The organism is Deinococcus aetherius, assembly GCF_025997855.1.
GTDB classification, from domain to species: domain Bacteria; phylum Deinococcota; class Deinococci; order Deinococcales; family Deinococcaceae; genus Deinococcus; species Deinococcus aetherius.
Genome location: NZ_AP026563.1, coordinates 20,715 through 39,448, shown reverse-complemented (window position 1 = coordinate 39,448; position 18,734 = coordinate 20,715). Strand labels below are relative to the sequence as shown.

At 67.6% G+C, this 18,734-nt stretch carries 18 protein-coding genes and 1 pseudogene; 8 read left to right on the top strand and 11 right to left on the bottom strand.

Annotation, left to right across the window (positions count from 1 at the left end):
* Positions 1–2 precede the first annotated feature (2 nt).
* Positions 3–278: a hypothetical protein gene (locus DAETH_RS22485; protein ID WP_264778766.1), complete on the top strand. Its 276-nt coding sequence runs from the start codon at positions 3–5 to the stop codon at positions 276–278.
* On the opposite strand, the gene DAETH_RS22480 is transcribed toward DAETH_RS22485, so the two are convergent.
* Complete coding sequence (locus DAETH_RS22480) at positions 236–1,174, bottom strand: IS110 family RNA-guided transposase (RefSeq protein WP_264778765.1); 939 nt, start codon at positions 1,172–1,174, stop codon at positions 236–238. The two genes, DAETH_RS22485 and DAETH_RS22480, sit on opposite strands and share 43 nt — an antisense overlap.
* Before the next feature lie 326 nt (positions 1,175–1,500).
* On the opposite strand from DAETH_RS22480, the gene DAETH_RS22475 reads away from it, so the two are divergent.
* The 6 genes from DAETH_RS22475 to DAETH_RS22450 all read left to right on the top strand — a co-directional run bounded on the left by DAETH_RS22475 (position 1,501) and on the right by DAETH_RS22450 (position 7,580).
* Positions 1,501–3,378: a sensor histidine kinase gene (locus DAETH_RS22475; protein ID WP_264778764.1), complete on the top strand. Its 1,878-nt coding sequence runs from the start codon at positions 1,501–1,503 to the stop codon at positions 3,376–3,378.
* A complete protein-coding gene (locus DAETH_RS22470) occupies positions 3,371–4,015 on the top strand; it encodes a response regulator transcription factor (RefSeq protein ID WP_264778763.1) in 645 nt (214 codons plus the stop codon). The genes DAETH_RS22475 and DAETH_RS22470 overlap by 8 nt, the downstream gene beginning before the upstream one ends.
* A gap of 67 nt (positions 4,016–4,082) precedes the next feature.
* Positions 4,083–4,616: a GlcG/HbpS family heme-binding protein gene (locus tag DAETH_RS22465; protein ID WP_264778762.1), complete on the top strand. Its 534-nt coding sequence runs from the start codon at positions 4,083–4,085 to the stop codon at positions 4,614–4,616.
* A 74-nt stretch (positions 4,617–4,690) separates the two neighbouring features.
* A complete protein-coding gene (locus DAETH_RS22460) occupies positions 4,691–5,287 on the top strand; it encodes an ankyrin repeat domain-containing protein (RefSeq protein WP_406585129.1) in 597 nt (198 codons plus the stop codon).
* Positions 5,288–6,113: 826 nt separating this feature from the next.
* Positions 6,114–6,992 (top strand): hypothetical protein, encoded by an 879-nt coding sequence (locus DAETH_RS22455; RefSeq protein ID WP_264778760.1) that lies wholly within the window; start codon positions 6,114–6,116, stop codon positions 6,990–6,992.
* A gap of 177 nt (positions 6,993–7,169) precedes the next feature.
* Positions 7,170–7,580, top strand: a complete 411-nt coding sequence (locus tag DAETH_RS22450; RefSeq protein ID WP_264778759.1) for a hypothetical protein — start codon at positions 7,170–7,172, stop codon at positions 7,578–7,580.
* Positions 7,581–7,648: 68 nt separating this feature from the next.
* On the opposite strand, the gene DAETH_RS22445 is transcribed toward DAETH_RS22450, so the two are convergent.
* The 7 genes from DAETH_RS22445 to asd form a co-directional block, all read right to left on the bottom strand.
* Complete coding sequence (locus tag DAETH_RS22445; protein WP_264778758.1) at positions 7,649–7,864, bottom strand: hypothetical protein; 216 nt, start codon at positions 7,862–7,864, stop codon at positions 7,649–7,651.
* A gap of 15 nt (positions 7,865–7,879) precedes the next feature.
* A complete protein-coding gene (locus DAETH_RS22440) occupies positions 7,880–8,326 on the bottom strand; it encodes a hypothetical protein (RefSeq protein WP_264778757.1) in 447 nt (148 codons plus the stop codon).
* A 73-nt stretch (positions 8,327–8,399) separates the two neighbouring features.
* On the bottom strand, positions 8,400–8,750 hold the full coding sequence (locus DAETH_RS22435) for a hypothetical protein (RefSeq protein WP_264778756.1): 351 nt from the start codon (positions 8,748–8,750) through the stop codon (positions 8,400–8,402).
* A 113-nt stretch (positions 8,751–8,863) separates the two neighbouring features.
* The gene (locus DAETH_RS22430; protein WP_264778755.1) at positions 8,864–9,574 is read right to left on the bottom strand and encodes a tyrosine-type recombinase/integrase; all 711 of its coding nucleotides are present in this window, start codon (positions 9,572–9,574) and stop codon (positions 8,864–8,866) included.
* On the bottom strand, positions 9,507–12,548 hold the full coding sequence (locus DAETH_RS22425; protein WP_264778754.1) for a Tn3 family transposase: 3,042 nt from the start codon (positions 12,546–12,548) through the stop codon (positions 9,507–9,509). The genes DAETH_RS22430 and DAETH_RS22425 overlap by 68 nt, the downstream gene beginning before the upstream one ends.
* Positions 12,549–12,724: 176 nt before the next feature.
* Positions 12,725–13,624 carry a DMT family transporter gene (locus DAETH_RS22420; RefSeq protein ID WP_264778753.1) on the bottom strand — a complete coding sequence of 300 codons (900 nt, stop codon included), beginning with the start codon at positions 13,622–13,624 and terminating at the stop codon, positions 12,725–12,727.
* Entirely contained in the window at positions 13,621–14,670 is a 1,050-nt protein-coding gene (gene asd, locus DAETH_RS22415) for an aspartate-semialdehyde dehydrogenase (protein WP_264778752.1), read from the bottom strand. Before asd ends, DAETH_RS22420 begins: the two co-directional genes overlap by 4 nt.
* 123 nt (positions 14,671–14,793) lie before the next feature.
* Here asd and DAETH_RS22410 point away from each other — a divergent pair, with 123 nt between their 5' ends.
* Positions 14,794–15,264: an Lrp/AsnC family transcriptional regulator gene (locus DAETH_RS22410; RefSeq protein WP_264778751.1), complete on the top strand. Its 471-nt coding sequence runs from the start codon at positions 14,794–14,796 to the stop codon at positions 15,262–15,264.
* Between the two features lie 3 nt (positions 15,265–15,267).
* On the opposite strand, the gene DAETH_RS22405 is transcribed toward DAETH_RS22410, so the two are convergent.
* From DAETH_RS22405 to DAETH_RS22395, 3 genes and pseudogenes are all read right to left on the bottom strand, one after another.
* A complete protein-coding gene (locus DAETH_RS22405) occupies positions 15,268–15,873 on the bottom strand; it encodes a LysE/ArgO family amino acid transporter (RefSeq protein WP_264778750.1) in 606 nt (201 codons plus the stop codon).
* 268 nt (positions 15,874–16,141) lie between these two features.
* Positions 16,142–18,157: a type I DNA topoisomerase gene (gene topA, locus DAETH_RS22400; RefSeq protein ID WP_264778749.1), complete on the bottom strand. Its 2,016-nt coding sequence runs from the start codon at positions 18,155–18,157 to the stop codon at positions 16,142–16,144.
* Between the two features lie 30 nt (positions 18,158–18,187).
* Positions 18,188–18,733, bottom strand: a pseudogene (locus DAETH_RS22395) (single-stranded DNA-binding protein).
* Between the last annotated feature and the right edge of the window lies 1 nt (position 18,734).

Sequence of the window (18,734 nt, the reverse complement as noted above, 5' to 3'; positions counted from 1 at the left end):
CCATGACGATGCTGAACCAGCGATTCGACGAGATCACCACGGAACTGTTCCTGTCGAGGCGGGCGGGCACCCTGACGCCTGAGCGGTACCTGGACCTGGAGCGTCAGGCGTTCGTTGAACTCGAGCAGGTGTTCACCTCCCTACCAGAGGACGCGCAGTGGTTGCGGGATGACCTGCGAGCGGAGGTCACGCGCTACAAGCCCGAGATAGTAGATATTGTCTTTGCAGGCCGCGGTCAAGCGGCCTGTTTTGCAGGCTTGGCGTACGTGGGGTCGTAGGGCCGCCCCGAATGAACAACGGCAAAGCCCACACACAACAACTTCCGTGCAAGGGCCGTCACCGCCACTTTTCCGGGCTTGCCCTGGTCGCGTAGCCGCTGATAGAACGCCTTTTCTTTGCTCTGGGTGCGGGTTGCGGCCACCGCCGCCAGGTAGACGATGCGGCGCAGTCGAGGATTGCCGATCTTAGAAATCCTGCCCCGCTTGTTCATTGCCCCCGACTGGTGTGGGGCGGGCGATACGCCCGCATATGCCGCCAACTGTCGGCTCGTTTCCATCGTGCTCAGCCCGTTCGTCTCCACCAACACCGTCAACGACACCAGGAACCCGAAGCCCGGCAGACTTTGTAGCAGCTCGACCTGGCGCCCAAGATCGGGCACGGTGCCCACCCGTGCTCTCAGTTCGCGGTCCAGGGTCTCGATTTGCCCGGTCAGGAACGCGATCCGCGCCTCTGTGAGCTGCACCACCAGCACGTCGGCTTCCTGACGCTGTTTCAGGGAGTGCCGCCGGTTCTTGGCCTGCACCAGTTCCTTAACGATGGCTTCCCGCTCGTGGACCAGCAGCTTCAGCGCTTCGAGTTCGACTGCGGGCGGCGTCCAGGCCTTGGGTCGCATCGTCGCCCCATAGCGGGCGATGATGTCCGCGTCCATCCGGTCAGTCTTCCCGCGTCGCAGCGAACTTTGGGCGAAGAACTTGATCTGGGCGGGGTTGACCACGCTGACCGTGCAGCCTAGCTCGTGTAGGAAGTGAGCGCACCGCTCCCAATACACGCCGGTGGCTTCCATCACCGCGTGCAGTTGCTGGGCGGGCACACTGTTCTTGATCAGCCATCTCCGCAGGGCCTGAAGGCCCATGCGGTCGTAGATGGGGTGACGCCAGCAGTGGCGCGGAAACAAACGCTAAGCCTCCAGGCTCGCTAACCCAGGGCAGGAAGGACCACCTCGGCCCCACACTCCGCTTGGGACGGTGCCGCTCCCTGCCCGTCGCCAGCGTGGGGGTCACCGCCTGAATGATTCGCCGAATCCTGCACGGGAGCGTTGTACAAGAAACTGGGTTGAACGACCTGGAAACGTGGCGTTGACCGAGCTGACAGGCCAAGTTCTGGCAGCCGAAATACCTACTCTGTCGGGTGGCCCAGGGGACCGGAGGGCGGTTGGAGGCGGGGCACGCGGGGGAAGAGGTGGCTTGACACCTTCCCAAGTCGCGCACCCATCATGGGTGCATGACGCCGTTTCGCCGCGCCGCGCTGCTCGCGTGGGGGTTCGTGACACTCCTCGTGGGCACTACCTGGCTCGTCACGTCGGCGCGAGGGGTACAGGCGCGGTTCGAGACGGGCGCGCGCATCCTGCACCGGGTGCTGTCGCAGCGCAGCGAGCAGCAGGAAGCCGTGCTCGCCAGTCTGACCGCCCTCACCCGCGCGGGGGTGGCGGACGCCGCCTTGCACGAGTACGCTGGGGCGATGCGGGCCCAGTACCCGCAAATCGTGGGGGTGCAGCGGTGTCGCCCGGAGTGCGTGGACCTCGGCCCGGGCGGCGCGGCGCTCCCCACGGGCCCGCTCTCCCCCGACCCGGGGGGGTTGCGCTGGCACCCAGCGGCCCCGACGCTCTACGCCCTCACGCGCGGGGACGTGCGCGTCTGGGTGGACGCCCGGCGCCTCTTCCGAGAGGAGGACTTCACCGACCTGTCCTCGGCGTTCCGGCTGCGCCGCCCGGGGAGCGGGGCGGTCCTCGCCGGGCAGGCGGCCCGCCCGGCGGACGGCCCGCTGCCGGTGCTGTGGGTGCGCAAGGTGCTCGGCGACGGGGGGCAACCCCTCGTCTTCGAGGGCGAGCACCCGCTGCGCTGGGCGGAGCTGCCGCTGGGAGGCGTGGCGCTTTTCGCCCTCCTCGCCGCGCTGGCCTCCGGGGGGTGGGTGCGCCTCGCCGAGGGGCGCGAACGGGCCCGCGCCGCCGCCCGGGAGGCCGAGCGGGCCCTCCAGGCGGAGCGGGCGCGCGCCCGGATTGCCTTCCACGCCGTCAGCGAGGCGCTGGTGGTCACCGACGCCGGGCACCGGGTCCGCCTCGCCAACCCCGCCGCCCGCGCGCTGCTGGGGGACGCGCTCGCGGAGGGGCGCGACCTGCGCGAGGTGGCGCACTTCCGGGCCACCCTCGACCAGCGGCCCTTCGAGGCGGGGGGCTTCTGGGGAAGCAACGTACCCGCCGAGCTGCCCGAGGGGATCACCCTCGTGACTGGGGAGGGGGCGCGGCTGGTGGAGGGGGCGCTGGCCCCGGTGCGCGGCGAGGACGGCGAGGGGGCCGGGTGGGTCCTCGTGCTGCGCGACGTGGGGCCCGCCCGGGCGCGGGTGGTCGCGGCGCTGGAGGCGAGCGAGCGGCGGCGGCACGAGCACGAGCAGACCCTCGCCCACGTCACCCGCCTCTCCACCCTGGGCGAGATGAGCGCGGGCCTGGCGCACGAACTCAACCAGCCCCTCACCGCCATCGTGAGCCACGGGCAGGCCGCCCTGCGGATGCTCGCCGACCCGGAGCGCGACGAGGCGCGGGTGCAGAGGTCGGTGGAGGCCACCGTCACCCAGGCCAAGCGGGCGGCGGGCATCATCGCCCACCTGCGTGCCCTGGTGAAGCGGGCCCCCACTCAGCCCCGCCGGGTGGACGTGAATCAGGTCCTCGAAAACGTCGCCAGCCTCACCGCCTTCGACACCGACCTCGCCGGGGTGACGCTCGCCGTGCGCCCGGACTCCGCCCCCCTGATCGTGTGGGGCGACCCGGTGCATCTGGAGCAAGTGCTTCTCAACCTCGTGCGCAACGCAGTCGAGGCGACGCGGGAGGCGCCGGGCGCCGAGGTGTGTCTGGAGGCCCGCCGCCGGGGTAAGGACGTGAGGGTCGAGGTGCGCGACACCGGGCCGGGCTTGACAGAGACGGTGCGCGGGCGGCTCTTCACCCCCTTCACGACCACCAAGCCGCACGGGCTGGGGCTGGGCTTATCCCTATCGCAGACGCTCGTGCAAGGGATGGGCGGCGACCTGCGGGGGGAGGACGGGCCGGGGGGTGGCGCGGTCTTCACCGTGACCCTGCCGCTCGCCGTGGGGGAGGCCGTCCATGCCTGAGCCTTCCCCTGCCCGGGCGCCCGCCACCGAACCCACCGTGTTCCTCGTGGATGACGACGACGCGGTGCGCGACGCCCTCGGCACATTGATCGGCACGGTCGGGCTCGGCGTGCGCGACTACCCCGATCCCCGGGCCTTCCTGGCGGAGTTCGACCCGGAGGCGGTGGGCTGCCTGGTCCTCGACGTGCGGATGCCCCACGTGAGCGGGTTGCAACTTCAGGAACAGCTCACCCGGGAGGGCGTGGACCTGCCCGTGGTCGTGATCACCGGGCACGGGGACATTGACGTGTGCCGCCGGGCCTTCAAGGCGGGGGCGGTGGAGTTCCTCACCAAGCCGGTGGACGAACTGGCGCTGCTGGAGGCGATTGGCCTGGGGATTCGCACCCACCTCGCCCGCCGGGAACGGCTCGCCGCCACCCGGGAGGCGCGGGGCGCCGTCGCGGCCCTGACCGGGCGTGAGCGCGAGGTGCTGCGCCTGATCGTGGAGGGGGCGAGCAACAAGCAGGCCGCGCGCACCCTCGGCATCTCAGCCCGCACGGTCGAGACCCACCGCGCCAGCGTGTTCGAGAAGCTCGGGGTGGACTCCCTCGCGCAGCTCGTCCGGGTGTACCTCACCAGTGTGGGGGAAGCTCCGTAGAACTACGGAGGCCACCTGGGGAAAGCGCGAATGGTGCCGCCCCCCGCTCGCGCGCCACAGTGGGCGCATGAAGCGAACTTTGCCCGCCCTGCTCGCCCTGAGCCTGCCCGCCGCCCTCGCCCAGACCGCCCAGCCTGCCCAGGCCACCCCGGCACCCCAGCCCATCCAGCTCGCCACCACGCCCACCGTGACCCAGGCGAGCCTGAGCACGTCCGCCGCCGTTCGCATCGCCCAACTCGCCGTGCAGAACTGTGCTCAGGGAGGTTACAACGTCACGGCGACGGTGGTGGACCACGCCGGGGTCACGCTTGCCGTCGCCCGTGCCGAGAACGCCGGACCACACACGGTGGACGCCGCCTTTCGAAAGGCATACACCAGCGCCTCGGCACGCAACACGACTGCCGCCATCGCGGAGAACATCCGCAACAACCCCGCGCAGGCGGAACTTGCCCGCATCGACCGTTTTCTGGTCCTGGCGGGCGGCGCGCCCATCCGTGTGAACAATGCGGTGGTCGGCGCGGTGGGCGTGGGCGGCGCCCCCAGCGGGACCATCGACGAGAAGTGCGCCACGGACGCCGTGACGACCGTGCTGAGCCGGTGAAGGTTCTGCTGCTGGCCGCCCTGCTCACGCTTCCCGCGGGTGGGGCGGCCACCCCTCCTTCCCAGGTGAGCCGGATGACCCTGAACGCGAGGCTGATAGGGGCCGCCGGGCGTGGGGACGCCGCAACGGTCCGTGCCCTGCTGGTCCGCGGCGCGTCCCCGGATGCCCGGCGCGAAGACGGGCGCACCGCCCTGACCGCCGCCGCGCTCGGGGACCATGTGGAAGTCGCGCGCCTCCTCGTGGACGCCGGGGCCAACCCCGACCCCCAGGATCAGGCACGGAACAACGCCCTGCTCGTGACGGGCGAGACGGGCAGCGTAGCGATGCTGCGGGAGGTCCTGCGCGCGGGGCCGGACCTCAAGCGGACGAATCGCTTCGGAGGCACCGCCCTGATTCCCGCCGCCGACCGCGGCCACGTCGAGTACGTGCGCGAGCTTCTAAAAACGGGAATCGACGTGAACCACGTGAATAACCTGGGCTGGACGGCCCTGCTGGAGGCGGTGATCCTCGGGGACGGGGGCCCGCGACACACCCAGGTCGTCCGGTTGCTGCTCGCCGCGGGCGCGGACCCGAATATCACGGATCGGGACGGGATCACGGCCTTGGGCCACGCCCAGCAGCGGGGGTATTCAGGGATGGTGCGCCTGTTGCGGGCGCCGGGCGCCCGGTAGGAGCGCGAGACATCGCTGTGTGGGGCACCAGGTTTCCCCAGTGCGCGTTCCCGGTGAGGCTCGCGGACACGCTCTTTACTGAACGGCTTACCGAGTCTAGTGGGGTATCGCGCCCGCACGGGAGTACCTCAGAGCGAGGTGAAAGCTGCGTCCTGGAGCTTAGCGTTCGTTTCCGCGCGACTGCTGGCGTCACCCCTAGATGAACACCTGTACGGTGCCGATGGGCTGCGGACTGGCGTGAGTCCGCAAAGCAAGAAGACGCGCGTAGACCTCGGTTTTGCCGATATCGAGACCCAGAACGTACATGACCACCTCCAGAAGGAGCTGTTGGACTGGTCAAGCACGTCTTTCTTGGGGCAGGCCCTTGTGTGCAGGCTCGAACGCCTCGGATATCGTTCTGTCTCGAAGAAAGGGCCCAGACCGGCCCCACCTACTAAACGACCTCGGAGGTCAACGCTAAGCGCAGGCTTGTTGGTCTGGGCTGGCTTGACTGAGAACCATTCTCAGGCCCGCAGTCCAATACACAACGGCAAGCCTTGGCCCGGTAACCATTCAGCGGGCTTGATCCCTTGGGAGAGACGCTCCGAAGGGTGAAGAGCTCTGAACTTGCTGTCGACGGAGGAGCACGTCAGGAAGATGTGCTCTCGCTCTTTTTCGAAGGTCAGCGGGAAGATGGGGCTGGGTTCGTTCTCGTGGGGACGGCGGGTTAACTCTAGCTCAGGAGTTTATCTCCCCTGCTGAGGCAGGTGCTGGAGCAGGGGGAAGAGGGAAGAGTGGGGTGGGGCGTGCCTGGTGCTCATTGTTATTACTTGCCATACACTGACGCATGCACCCCGCCGACGAACACGCCCAGAAACTGACCCTCGCTCTGCGGAACTACGACCTCGATCAAGTGGTCGGTCTCCTCCCTGCCCTGGGTGAACCCCGCCGCATCATCCACTCCGTCCTTAAGCCCGTTTTCGTGCGCGCTCAGCAGGAGGAGGTAGACCTCCTCCACCCCCCGCACGACTTCGATACCTGGCTCCACTCCTTTATCCACTTGCGCTTGAGGGGTGAGGGCACCGTCGCCAGCGGCACGGTGATCAACCGCCTGACCGTCCTCTCCCGCCTCTATAACCTCCTACGGGATGAGGGCCTAATCGCCAGCAACCCGGTGCGGGAGACCCCCCGCCCCCAACGCGCCAGCGAGAGCCGCGGCGACATGCTCTCCCGCGAGGAGATCACCCGACTTCACCAGCAAGTCACCGATCCGACGCTCAAGGCGGCCCTGCTCCTCATCGACCGACTCGCCTTCGACACCCGCGAACTCCGGGAGCTGACCTGGGAGGGTGTGCACCTGGGGCTGGGCACCCTCGTCCGCGGCCGCACCGTCGCCCGGATTCCGGCAGAGGTGGAGCAGGCATTACGGGTCCTCCAGCGTCAGGCCGGCGGGGAGTTGCACGCCCAGGGGCCGGTCTTCTCCTACACCGATGCCACCCTGCGTCCCGCCCTCTTCAGGGCCTGCCACGCCGCCAACGTCCCCTATTCTCCCCCCTCCCGCCTGCGCCTCGCTGGATTGCGCGACTACGGGGAGAGGCTCAGCAGACAGGACGCCGGGTTCCTGGGTGAGCCGGCCTTCGAGCACGCCAAGCGCGTCGCCGGTGCCTTGCAGGTGGAGGACCAGCCCAAGCGGGCGCAGCGCCACGCGAGAGCGAAGAACACCTGAGCGCCGTCGCGCGAGGACCCAGGGCTCCACAGCGCCGAGCACCAGGCGCCGCTCCCTGAGCTCTGTGTTATGAGGCCGCTCCTCACCGAGGCCCGCTGGCACGGGCTACAGTAACCTCAGGCCACCAGCACGCCCTGGAACACGTCCAGCAGATGGCTCAAGGCCCCCAGGTGTAGCATGACCGTCTTGCCCCTCTCCCCTCCCCTGCACGTTCACAACCAGCAGACCTTCGAGACCTGTATCGCGCTGACCCTTCAACTCGTCGCCACCCTCGAGTTCGCTCCCGTCCTCGGACGCGACCGGCCCACGCGGGAGATGATCCTCGCCTTCGCCGAACAGGCTGAGCGGCACGCGCAGGGCGTCGCTGCCCTCGCCGGATCTCCTGAAACGGATCTCCAGGCCGCTGGGCTGAACTGGTACGCCAACCTCACGGCGCAGCGTGACGACCCCCTGCAAGTCGCCTATCACGCCCTGCACGCCGCCGCGTACCTCGGTCTCGACGGTGGGGCGACCACCGGGACCCTCCTCGCCGCCGTCGCCCATGCCCTGCGCGTCCTCGCCCAGCGGGAGGGCGCGCTAATGAATTGAACTAGGGGAGCTAACACACCGTGGGCAGCAGGGTCAGCATGTGCGCTTCCAAGAGTGGACGTCCCGGCTTATTCCCGCTCCTCCGAGAACGTGAATGTCTGAACGAAGCCGAGGAACTTGGCCGTTCGGTGCGGCGGCACGAGACCTCGGTAGGACACCGGGCACGTCTGCTCGGAGAAGAGTTGCCAAGCGAGCACGACTTGCCCATCTGAAAAATGGGCGAGTTCGGGGTAGCTCACCCGCAGGCGGGGGAGGTGTTCCGGTGCCTGGGCCGGGTACGCCACTTCCCCCCCTAACCACTATTGGAACGGCGTGAAGGCATACGGGCTGGACGTGCCTCCGGCGTTGCACATGGCCGTGTCCAAGAAGGCAGCGGAAATGGGCAGGTGTCGGATCATGCCCGGGCGCCACCCAAGCTCGCCCTGTTGCCGCTGGGTCAGCGGAGGCCAGACCGCTGCGGTGAGGGACTCGAGTTGACGAAACCCATCGTCGTGACGGAAAGTCCCTTCACCACCTTCGTCATGCCAGGAAAGCGGGCCAACGGTGAAGACCCGGGACCACGTGGACCAGCTAGGCAGACTTTCCTGAGTTTCCTGGTACTTCAGCAGAAATGGTGCGCCGGGCCACTCGAAGGTGGCCTGGCGTTCGCGCCGAGTATGGCCTTCCCGCCGCCATTCATGCTCCTCCGTTTCGAGCAGCTTGAAGGGGAGCAGGGGCAGGAGGTGGCGGCGCCGGGCTCGCGTCATGTATCCTCCTTTCCGTACCAGAAGCACAACGGACTCGACTCAGTACCGCCGGGTGGGACGGCAGTGGCGAGGCTCAATTCAGGCGGAGCCGGAGCCGTTCCGCCTCCCGCGCCTCACGTTCCTCGACGGTGAGCGCTCCTTCCCGTCGCATCTCCTCAACCACCTCCTCCCAGGAAGCGGGGATGCCGAAATCGTCCTCCTCGGCTCGATCCGGGTCTAAACTCTCAGGATGCCTTTTCGAGCCGTTGAGGTGGAGGCCGATTCGCGTGCCGGGAACAAGAGGACCTGGGGGGTCACCCACCACCTGGCCCAGCCAGGCGGGGAAAAGGATGAGCGCCATCCAGTGTGGCGGGTGCAGGCCAGGGCGATTGAGCGCGCCCCGCACTTCCTCACAGATACCCGACCGGTTGCTGATCCCGCTCATGCACAACGCCCCCGGGAAGGCCATCTGTTGCTGGGCGTGCTGGGCTTCCTCTTGTCGTAGTTGGCCCAGTGTCAGGGAAGCTGCCGTGAGGCGCAATGGCAAGGGGCCCACGCTCAGACGGGAAATCTTGCGATCACCCGGTCATACTCCGGCTGCGCATCGCCCAGCGCGAGGCGCGAGTACACCTCCAGCGACTGCCGCGAAGCGTGCCCGCTGTACGGCTGAATTAGGGCGTCGTCAAGGCCCTGTTTTTTCAACCAAGTCAGCAGAAAGTGCCGCAGCTTGTGTGGGCTGATGGTGCGCTCGATGCCCGCCAGCACGGCGTACCGCTCCAGCATCTTGCGCACGCCCCGGTCGCTGTAGCGCCGCTTCCACGACGACTCGAACAGGTACTCGCCGCCCTCGTCCCGGCGCCCCCTCACGTGCAGGGCCAGCGTCTCCTTGAACGCGGGCGCGAAGGGCACCACGCGGTCCTTCTTCCCCTTGCCCACGTTGATCCTGATCTGGCAGGCGTCCAGGTCCACGTCCGCGAGCTTGATCTTCACCAGCTCGCTGACCCGCACACCCGTGTACAGGAAGGTCTTGATCAGCACGAGGTCGCCCGTTCGCCGGGTGCGCCACACCGCCCCATACAGGGCCCGCACCTGTTCCTCGCTCGGCACCCAGGGCAGGCGGCGGCTCGGCCCCGGCACCTCGACCTCCAGTTCAGCCCGGAGCTGCCGGAAGACTTCTTTCAGGTAGGCGTAATCGGGCCGCTCAGCGCGCAGCAGCTTCGCCAACTCCCGTGCCTTGCGCCTCGCGGGCGTCCGCTTCGGTTCGGACATGCTCCGTTCCTCCCGGCTCCAGGTTAAGCCGGGTGCTCATGTCGAGCCGGAACACGCCGTAGGGGTTGACGTGATGATGAATCAGGGGCGAGAGTGCCCGCCAGTCCTCGGCCGTCATCTCCCGGCGCCAACTCTCGTCATTTAGTACGGCCTGGATCATCAGGGTGTTGACGTACACCAGGCTGTTTTGCAGCAGTTGCAGCGCCAGCACGGCGATCTCCTGGTCCTCCAGGCGGTTGGTGCTGATCTCCCCACCCTTGCCGTAGAAGATGAAGCCATTGGCGCTGTTCCAGGTTTCCACGACGTTCAGGCCCTCGTGAATCTCCCGGCGCAGCCTCTCGTCGTGCAGGTACTCGCACAGGAAGACGGTCTTCACGACCTTGCCGAGTTCCTTAAGGGCCGCGTAGGTGGGGTGCTGGGCATTCGCCTGGGAGAAGCGGCGCAGTACGGACTCGGGGTCGGCGAGGCCCAGCCGCAGGGCCGTGGCGTACTTGATCATCTGCTCGTGTTGCTGCGCGATAAAGTCCCACTTGATCGAACGGCCCGCCAAGACGGGTTTCAGGCGGGCCACTTGGGCGGCGAAGCCCAGGTCGGGCAGGTAAAGCCTCTGGCTCCCGATGTCCTTGAGACGGGGCAGCAGGCGAAAGCCGAACAGGTGGCTGAACGCGAAGCCCACCTCGCTCTGCCCGTGGCTGTCCACGTACTGCCGCCCCACCGACATGTCGGTGCAGTGCCGGAGCACCCCCTCGATCATCGCCGCGACCTCGCTGCTGGTGCAGGTCTTGAGCAGCGAGTGGATACAGGTGGCCTTGCGCTCGACGTGCCAGTAGATCATTACCCCACGCCCGCCGTACCGCACCGACCACTCGGTGCGCAGGTTGCTGTCCCAGGCCCCGAACTTCTTGGCGTCCGAGGCGCAGCTCGTCGTCCCCTCGCCCCACACGTCGTTCTGCCGTGCCGCCAGGATGGCGTTGACCACCTGTGCGTTCGCGGCGCGCAGTCCTTCCCGAGTGATGAAGCGCCGCCGCACGTACCTCAGGTCCGCGTAGGTCATGTGCTCGTCCCCGGCGGCCACCCGCTTGAGGCCGGTGTTGGTGCCGAGCCCGAAGAGGCACAGCAGAAGGCGTTTCTGAATCTCGGCGCGGTCCAACATCTCGCGCGTCATCACGCTGCGCAGCCGCTCGCTAAACCCCGTCCGCAGGTCGGTCTCCTTGAGGAAGTCCAGCAGCAGGTTCACACCGAACCGGCGCCCGACCTCGCCCTTGACGCTGCTCAGGTGCGGCGGCTCCGCCTGCGCTTCCAGCGGCGTCACGATGAAGCCCCCGCCGACCTTCTCGGTCACCCTGACCTTCTCGTTCCTGGGCAGGCCGTCGTGGAAGCGGATCAGGGCATCCTTGAGTTGCTGCTGGAGCAGGGCAACGAAGGGCCCGGCCTCCCGCGGCTGTTTCAGGGCATCGAAGTACGTCTCCTTCTGCGCCTCGAAGTCCTGGGGAAGGTCCGCCTCGGGGTCGCGGTACTTGTCCGCCCCTACCACCCAGACCTCCCGACAGCGCAGGGCATCCCGTAAGGCATCGAGCACGCAGATTTCGTAATTCACCCGGTTGATTCGGACCTCGCCGCCGTCCAGTTCCTCAACCACGAGGTCGTGCATGTTCCTGGCGATGACGCCCTCGACCGGGACGCGCTCATGCGTGGGATAGTTCAGCACCTTGCTACCCGTGTACCGCTTCAGGAGTTCCAGGGCCTCGATGACCGGGCGGTGGGTAGCGTTGTTCGACCGGAACTCCAGGGTCCCCAGCAGCCAGGGGATCATGCGGCGGTAGTGGTTGCGGTACGACACCCGTAGCGTCGCGTGGACCTTCCTCTGGTATACCCCAGCGTGATTCGTCTTGAACTCTTGAAGGAGGTCACGCAGCTTTTCCTCGCCGACCACGGGGAAGAGCACATCACGGACCCTCCCATCCGGGTTGCCGAGGGCCGCCTCGACCAGCCGGAACAGGATGACGTTCTTGTTTTCGACGCGCTTGAACTCCTCCAGCAGCCGTTTGTCCACCCGCCGCTCCGCACGGGCGCCGATCTGATGGACGGTGTGGATGAGATGGTCCACCAGCGAGTCGGTCAGCTCGGCCTCCCGCAGCAGGCAGAAGACCGCGAGTTGTGTGGCCCGGATTGCCTCGGGATGGGCGCGCAGTTCGCTCGGCGTCTCTACCCCAGTCCGCTCCCGGTAGCGGCGCAGGACCGGGGGCGGCACACCCTGAAACAGGTCCTTTGGCAAGCCAACAGCCCGGAGCCGGCGCAACTTGGTAATCTGCTCCTCGACGCTCTCCAGCCCGGGTTTGTTGGAGTCGCTGCGGAGCCAGTGGATCAGGGACGTGTGGGCGTCCGGGTCGTCCTCGTTCTCGGATTCGTCCTCCTGTACGGTGGCACGCACCACCTCGTCGAGCCGGGCACGTGCTTCCTCCGGCAGCCGTCCAAATACACGTTTGCAGAGGTGAGTTTCAAAGGTGCGTTGGGCTGAGGCGACGTGCCGCTCCAGCTTCAGGGCGCTGGGCGGTTCGATGCCTTGGGCGCGCAGGTAGCCCAGCGCGAGTTCCTTCAAGGCGTCGGGACGCTCCTCGTGCGGGACGGCGTGCTCACGCAGCCAGGCGGTGAGGGCAGGCACATCCGCTTCGGTGAAGACCCGGAAGCCGAAGTGCTCGCGGATCAGGGTGCGGTGGCTGCTGCTCGACCGGCCCCGCCAGTCGTAGGTCCCGAACAACGCAGCCTCGACCCCGACCTGTCTCGCCACATAGTCCACAGCAACCTCGGGCACCTCGGAGATGTTGTACGGGAAGCGCCCTTCGAGTCCGTACGCCTTGAGCATGACCGCGAGCCCCAGCCGATTGGCGTCCCTACTCGTCCCCAGCACGTCCAGTTCGACGGGGAGCAAGGTCCAGTGGTCGATCAGCTCGTCGATGGTCCAGCTTTGACGCACGTGCCCTCCGAAATGTTCCTGGTTCCCACCGTGTCGGCACTTCTTCCACCGTGTTCCCTCTGAACTCAGGTGCCCAGGGCGGTCAGGAGAGGAGGAACTGGGGAGAGTTCAACGTCCAATCAGCAACTCGGCACTTGCTCTGTGAAGCGTGCCCCGGCGATGGGCCACCTCTCCGCTCAACGTGTCCGACCCAGGGTGTTAACGAGGACTACGCCGCCCAGCGCGAGCACCCCACCCAGCACGGCCCCAAGGGTCGGCACTTCCCCCAGCCACACCCACGCGATCCCGAAGGCCAGGACCGGCACCGCATACAGCAGGCTGCCCGCCCGTCCGGCGGGCAACCTGGACAGCACGACGGCCCACGCCAGGTACGCCAGCGCCGCCGGGAACAGGCCGAGGTACACCACGGCCAGGGTTGCATGCAGCGGCGCTTCCCGGACGGCTCCCCCCAGACCCGGCAGGAACACCAGGCTCAGCCCCGTGCCGCCCCAGATCGCGTAGCACGTCAACTCCAGGGGCCGATAGTGCGTGAACAGCGGCTTTTGCAGGATGAACGACGATGCCTGGAGTACCGCCGCCAGAAGCACCAGAAGCGCCCAGGGATTCAGGGCAAGCCCATCGCCCGAGGTCAGGGCGATGACTCCGGCGCCGCTGAAGCTCACCAGCAGCCCGAGCCAGCCCCAGGGGCGCAACCGCTCGCCCAGAAACATCAGGGCCAGCAGCGCGGTGAAGATCGGGCCGGTGTTCACCAGCAGGCTCGCCGCGCCCGCCGTCACGTGGGTCTCGCCCCAGCTCAGGGCCAGGTTGTACGCGGTGATGCCGACGCCTCCGAGCAGCAGCAGGTGGGGCAGGTGGCGGCGTTGCGGCACGCGGACCCGCGCGAACGGCGCGATCAGCAGCAGGGCCAGTGAGGCCACCAGAAAGCGCAGCACCACGAGATGTGCGGGTTCGTACCCCGCCAGGCCCGCCCGGATGCCCGGGAAAGCCGAGGCCCAGAGGATCAGCGTCACGGCTGCGGCGAGCACGAGCGTCAGGTCGAGGCCGGAGCGCGCCCCCTGTGCCCCAGCCGAACTCATCCCAGGTACCCACGCGCCAGGGCCAACTCTGCGTTCAGCACCGAGCCCCCCGCCGCGCCGCGAACGGCATTGTGGGCCAGCGCCACGAACTTGAAGTCCAGCACCTCGCACGCCCGCAGCCGCCCGACCGTCACCGTCATGCCCCGTCCTGCGTCGCGGTCGAGGCGCGTCTGTGGCCGGTTGGGTTCCGTGCGCAGCGAGATGACGGGGTACGGCGCGGTGGGGAGGCCGAGTTGCTGTGGCTCAGGCGTCCACTCCCGCCAGACCCGGGCGATGTCCTCCAGGGAGGCGGGCCGCTCCAGGGCCACGGAGACCGTCTCGATATGGCCGTCGCGGGTGGGCACCCGGTTGCAGTGGGCGCTGAATTTGAAGGCCGCGTCGTGGTGGTGCCCGTCCAGCAGGTCGCCGAGCATCTTCTTCGCCTCGGCCGCCATCTTCTCTTCCTCGGTGGGGATGTAGGGAATCACGTTGTCCAGGGCATCGAGCGAGGGCACGCCCGGGTAGCCTGCCCCCGAGAGCGCCTGCATGGTGTTGACGATGACCGCCCGCACCCCGAAGGTCCGGTGCAGTGGGGCCAGGGCGGGAACGACCACCGCGGCGGAGCAATTGGGGTTGGCCGCGATGAAGCCCCCGGACGAGAAGACCTTTTGCTGCTTCACCAGTTGCAGGTGATCAGGATTAACCTCGGGAATGAGCAGGGGCACGTCCCCCTGCATCCGGTAGGCCGAGGCGTTGGTGAACACCTTGTACCCGGCGGCGGCGAACTGCGGCTCCAGGTCCCGGGCCTGGTCCGTCGGCAGGGCGCTGAACACCACGTCGCACTCCAGGTCCGGCGTGCATTCACGCACGACCATCCCGGCGACGCTGGCGGGGGGATCGCTGGAGAGTTGCCAGGCACAGGCCTCACGGTAGGTCTTCCCGGCGGAGTTGCTGGAGGCGGCAAGCGCGGTGATCTCGAAGTGGGGGTGGTCGGCGAGCAGTTCTACGAAGCGTTGGCCGATGGTGCCGGTCGCCGCGAGAATCCCGGCGCGCAGTTTCTGGGGCATGCGTCTCCTTGCGCCTTACAACAAGGCGTGCCCTTCATTCTCAAGAAGGAGACAGGAACCGGACAGCAGGAGACGAGACTCAAAAAGCCCCTCACCTTTTGCCATCGAAAGTAGAATCATTACATGACCTTCGACGCTGAAAGGCTGCTGGATGAGGTAGGGTGGCACATCCTCGACGAGTTACAAGCGGACGCGCGGCTCTCGATGGCCGAGTTGGGGCGGCGGGTCGGCTTGTCGGCGCCCGCGGCGGCAGAACGGGTGCGCAAGCTGGAGGACGCAGGGGTCATCAGCGGCTACCGGGCTCAGGTCAACCTGGGCCGGGCGGGTCGTCCGTTGCTCGCCTTCGTGCGGATCAGTGCCTACGGAGACGTGAAGGTCAAGGTGGCGGAGGTCGTGAACAAGACGCCGGAGGTGCTGGAGGCACACCGGGGGACAGGCAGCGATTGCTTCATCCTGAAGGTGGCGGTGCGCGATATCCCGCATCTGGAGCAGGTGACGGACCGCTTCACCATGTTCGGGCAGCTCACCACGTCTATCGTGCTTTCCTCACCGCTGGAAGGCCGGGTGGCCGAGCGACTCTCCACGCCGACCTGACCGTCAATGCCCGAGGAGGAGGCGAACGGCCAGAGTCCAGACTACGGCAGCGATGAGCACGTCGAGGACCCGCCAGGCCAGGGGATGTTGAAACAGGGGCACCAGACGACCGGCCCCGTAGGCCAGCGCGAAGAACCAGGCGGCGGAGGCGAGTGAGGCACCTAGGGTGAAGGCGGCACGCTCAGTCCCGACATGCCGGGACGCGACGGTGCCCAGCAACACGACGGTATCGAGGTAGACGTGCGGGTTGAGCAGGCTAAAGCCCAGGGCGGTGAGGGCGGCGGAACGGATACTGGTGGGGACGCTGGAGGAGGAGAGGTCGAGGTGCCCACCTTGCCGAGCCGAGTGCAGGGAACGGAAGCCGAACCAGAAGAGGAAGGCGGCGCCGCCCCAGGTAGCGAGGGTGCGCAGGAGGTCGCTGGCGGCGATCAGGCTGCCCAGGCCGAGGGCGCCGAGGGTGATGAGGAGCACGTCGCCCAGGGTACTAACGAGGGCGACAGTGAGGGGGTGTTGCCGCCGGAGCCCGGCGCGCAGGACGAAGGCATTCTGCGCGCCGATGGCGACGATCAGACTGAAGCCAACGAGCAGACCTTCGAGGGCGGCGTTCACTCGCTCAGCATAGGCAGGGGGTCAACTTGCCCGTTGCGCCTCACGGCAGCTTCCCTGACACTGGGCCTAGTTGGCCTGGGTCTTCATCGCCTTGCAGCGTAGGTACGGCTCAGGTTGGAAGGCAGGGGAAACTCGACCGCCGGGGATCGCGGCTCGCGGCGGTCTTCGGTGAGGGCCTCCCAGGCACCCTCCAGCAGGCGCCCTTCCTCCTGTGTTCGGATGATCAGCCGCGAGCCGGCCTGCACGAGCGCCACCGCCGCCCTGCACTTCAGGGGCTTCTCGCGCCCTTCCGAGCCGACGCCTTGCCGGATGACCCCGCAGTGCGCCGGGTCTTCCTCGGCGCCTTGCCTTTCGTGCTGGCCTCCCGCTTTATTCGTTTCCCCTTGAACGTCCCGTTCAGCACGTCTGCCAACGTCTTCTCCGTCAGGTCCTCGGGCAGCAGACCCTCCGGCAGCGGCACACTCCGCCCCTGCGCCCGCACTTGGACTTGCCCCGCCCTCACCTCGAACACCGCGTCCAGATGCGGCACCTGAACACGAGGCGGCGTGCGTCCCGCCCGCTCGATGGCCGGAGCAAGGTTCCCCTTCCACACCCCATCCAGGTACTGTGTGCGCGTCAGTTCCCCCTCCGCGATACGGTCGAGGTCCCGCTCCATCTGCGCCGTGAAGGTCGTGTCCACCAGTTGCGGCACCTGCCGCATCAAATACCCCGCGATGAGCAGGCCCAGGGGTGTCACGTGCAGTTGCCGTTGGCGCACGGTCACGTACCCGCGTTTCTGCAAGGTGTCCAGCGTGCTCCCGTAGGTGCTGGGCCGCCCAATCCCGGCTCGCTCCATGAGCTGCACGAACTTCCCCTCGGTGTACCGGGCCGGGGCGCTGGAGCGTTTCTCCTCCGCCCGTGCGTCCCTCAGGGCGAAGCTCTCCCCCACCTGCACCCGGGGCAGGGCCTGCTCGTCCTCGTCCGCCTCCTGATCGTCGTACAGGACCGTGAAGCCCTTCTCGATCAGGCGGGTGCCGCTGGCGTGCAACGTCACCTGCCCAGCTTTCAGCGTGATGCTGGTCTTCTCACCAGTGGCGTCCCGCATCTGCGAGGCCAGCGTGCGGTCGTAGATCAACCGGTACAGGGCGAGTTCGTCCCCACTGAGGCCAGCGTCCTCCGGGATGAGGAACTTCCCCGCCGGTCGGATGGCTTCGTGCGCCTCCTGGGCGTTCGCGCTCCGCGTAGCGTACTGCCGGGCCTTTTCTGGGAGAGCAGTCGGCCCAAAGCGGCCCTGGATGGCCTCTCGCGCCAGGGTCTGGGCTTCCTCACTCAGGCTCGGACTGTCCGTGCGGATGTAGGTGATGAAGCCGTTCTCGTACAGGGCTTGCGCGAGTTTCGTGACCGTCGCCGCACCCAGTTTCAAGCGCGCGTTCGCCGCTTGTTGCAGGGTGGACGTGGTGAACGGAGCCGGGGGCTTACGGGTGACCGGCGTCACCTCCACGGCCTGCACCACGCCCCACTGCCGTTCCAGGTACGCTTTAAGTTGCTCAGCCTTCCCAGCGTCTAGTTGCACGACCTGCACGTCCGGCTTCAGTTCGCCTTGTGGAGTAAAGCTGGCAGCCGTCGCCAGGGGCACGTCCCGCAGGGCCACCACGGTCGCGCGAAAGGGCGGGCAGCTGTCCACCCCCACCGTCACCCGCCAGTAGCTCGCAGGCACGAAGGCCAAACGGCTTTGTTCCCGCTGCGACAGGAGCATCAGCGCCGCGGACTGCACCCGCCCCGCTGACTGGTTCCCGCCCACCGCCGACCACAGCAGGGGGCTGACCCCGTACCCGGCCAGGCGATCGAGCACCCGCCGAGTCTCCTGCGCCCCGACCAGGTGATAGTCGATGGGGCGAGGGTGGGCGACGGCCTGCCGCAGGGCAGATTGGGTGATCTCCTGGTAGGTCACACGCTGAGCCTCTTTACCCAGGCCGAGGAGGACGGCGAGGTGCCAGGCGATGCTCTCCCCTTCCCGGTCCGGGTCGGAGGCCAGCAGGACCTGCTCGGCCCCCTTGGCGGCGGCTTTGAGGTCCTGGATGGTCTTGTGCTTGCCCTCGCGGATGACGTACAGCGGCGCGTAATTGTCCTCGACGTTCACACCGAGCCGTGCCCAGGGAAGGGCACAGTGCTTCTCGGGCAGGTCCTCCTTGCGGGCGGGGAGGTCCCGGACGTGGCCGAGGCAAGCCCGGACCGTCCAGCCGCGACCGAGGAGGCTCTGGATCTTCTTGGCTTTGGCCGGGGATTCGACGATCAGCAGCTTCATTGCCCCTCCCAGCAGCACAGGCACATGACATCATGATGCTGGAGACTCGGGTTGGACAAAGCGGCGAGGCGCGGAAAGCGGCGCGGGGAACGGCCCTGACCGCGCTACCGGCCTGGGTTTATCAGCGTCGGGGGTCAGTGCGCCCTACCGAGGCAGGGCGTAGCGCTCCTGCCGCTTGCCCCCCCGGAAGATCGCCAGCGTGACGTACTCGAACTCGCCGTCGGCCTTCTCGCGCACGTGCTCCGGGTCCGTGCTCTTCGCGCCCCGGCTGATCTTGACCGCAGCGGGCAGCGTCATCTTGCGCGAGTCCACCGCCTCCAGTTCTCGGATCTTGTACGCCTGCCCCCGGTGGATGATCCGGACGTCACCCTCCGGATTGGTCCACTTCCTGGCCCCGATCAGGCTCCAGTCGAAATCGGCGAAATTGTCGTAGGGGAACGGATAGCCGCCGGGCGGCACCTCGCCGCTGGTCCACCCCAGACGGCCGTATTTTCTGAGGGTGTCCTCCAGCGCCCGCTCATCCGGGACGTCCACCAGAACTTTTGCGCCGAGGTCACTGCGGAATTCTATTTGCATG

Bases quoted from the DNA above. Each gene is read 5' to 3' on its own strand.
- DAETH_RS22485 (WP_264778766.1), top strand. From the start codon at position 3: ATGACGATGCTGAACCAGCGATTCGACGAGATCACCACGGAACTGTTC.
- DAETH_RS22475 (WP_264778764.1), top strand. From the start codon at position 1,501: ATGACGCCGTTTCGCCGCGCCGCGCTGCTCGCGTGGGGGTTCGTGACA.
- DAETH_RS22470 (WP_264778763.1), top strand. From the start codon at position 3,371: ATGCCTGAGCCTTCCCCTGCCCGGGCGCCCGCCACCGAACCCACCGTG.
- DAETH_RS22465 (WP_264778762.1), top strand. From the start codon at position 4,083: ATGAAGCGAACTTTGCCCGCCCTGCTCGCCCTGAGCCTGCCCGCCGCC.
- DAETH_RS22460 (WP_406585129.1), top strand. From the start codon at position 4,691: ATGACCCTGAACGCGAGGCTGATAGGGGCCGCCGGGCGTGGGGACGCC.
- DAETH_RS22455 (WP_264778760.1), top strand. From the start codon at position 6,114: ATGCACCCCGCCGACGAACACGCCCAGAAACTGACCCTCGCTCTGCGG.
- DAETH_RS22450 (WP_264778759.1), top strand. From the start codon at position 7,170: ATGACCGTCTTGCCCCTCTCCCCTCCCCTGCACGTTCACAACCAGCAG.
- DAETH_RS22440 (WP_264778757.1), bottom strand. From the start codon at position 8,326: ATGACGCGAGCCCGGCGCCGCCACCTCCTGCCCCTGCTCCCCTTCAAG.
- DAETH_RS22435 (WP_264778756.1), bottom strand. From the start codon at position 8,750: ATGAGCGGGATCAGCAACCGGTCGGGTATCTGTGAGGAAGTGCGGGGC.
- DAETH_RS22430 (WP_264778755.1), bottom strand. From the start codon at position 9,574: ATGTCCGAACCGAAGCGGACGCCCGCGAGGCGCAAGGCACGGGAGTTG.
- DAETH_RS22420 (WP_264778753.1), bottom strand. From the start codon at position 13,624: ATGAGTTCGGCTGGGGCACAGGGGGCGCGCTCCGGCCTCGACCTGACG.
- asd (WP_264778752.1), bottom strand. From the start codon at position 14,670: ATGCCCCAGAAACTGCGCGCCGGGATTCTCGCGGCGACCGGCACCATC.
- DAETH_RS22410 (WP_264778751.1), top strand. From the start codon at position 14,794: ATGACCTTCGACGCTGAAAGGCTGCTGGATGAGGTAGGGTGGCACATC.
- topA (WP_264778749.1), bottom strand. From the start codon at position 18,157: ATGAAGCTGCTGATCGTCGAATCCCCGGCCAAAGCCAAGAAGATCCAG.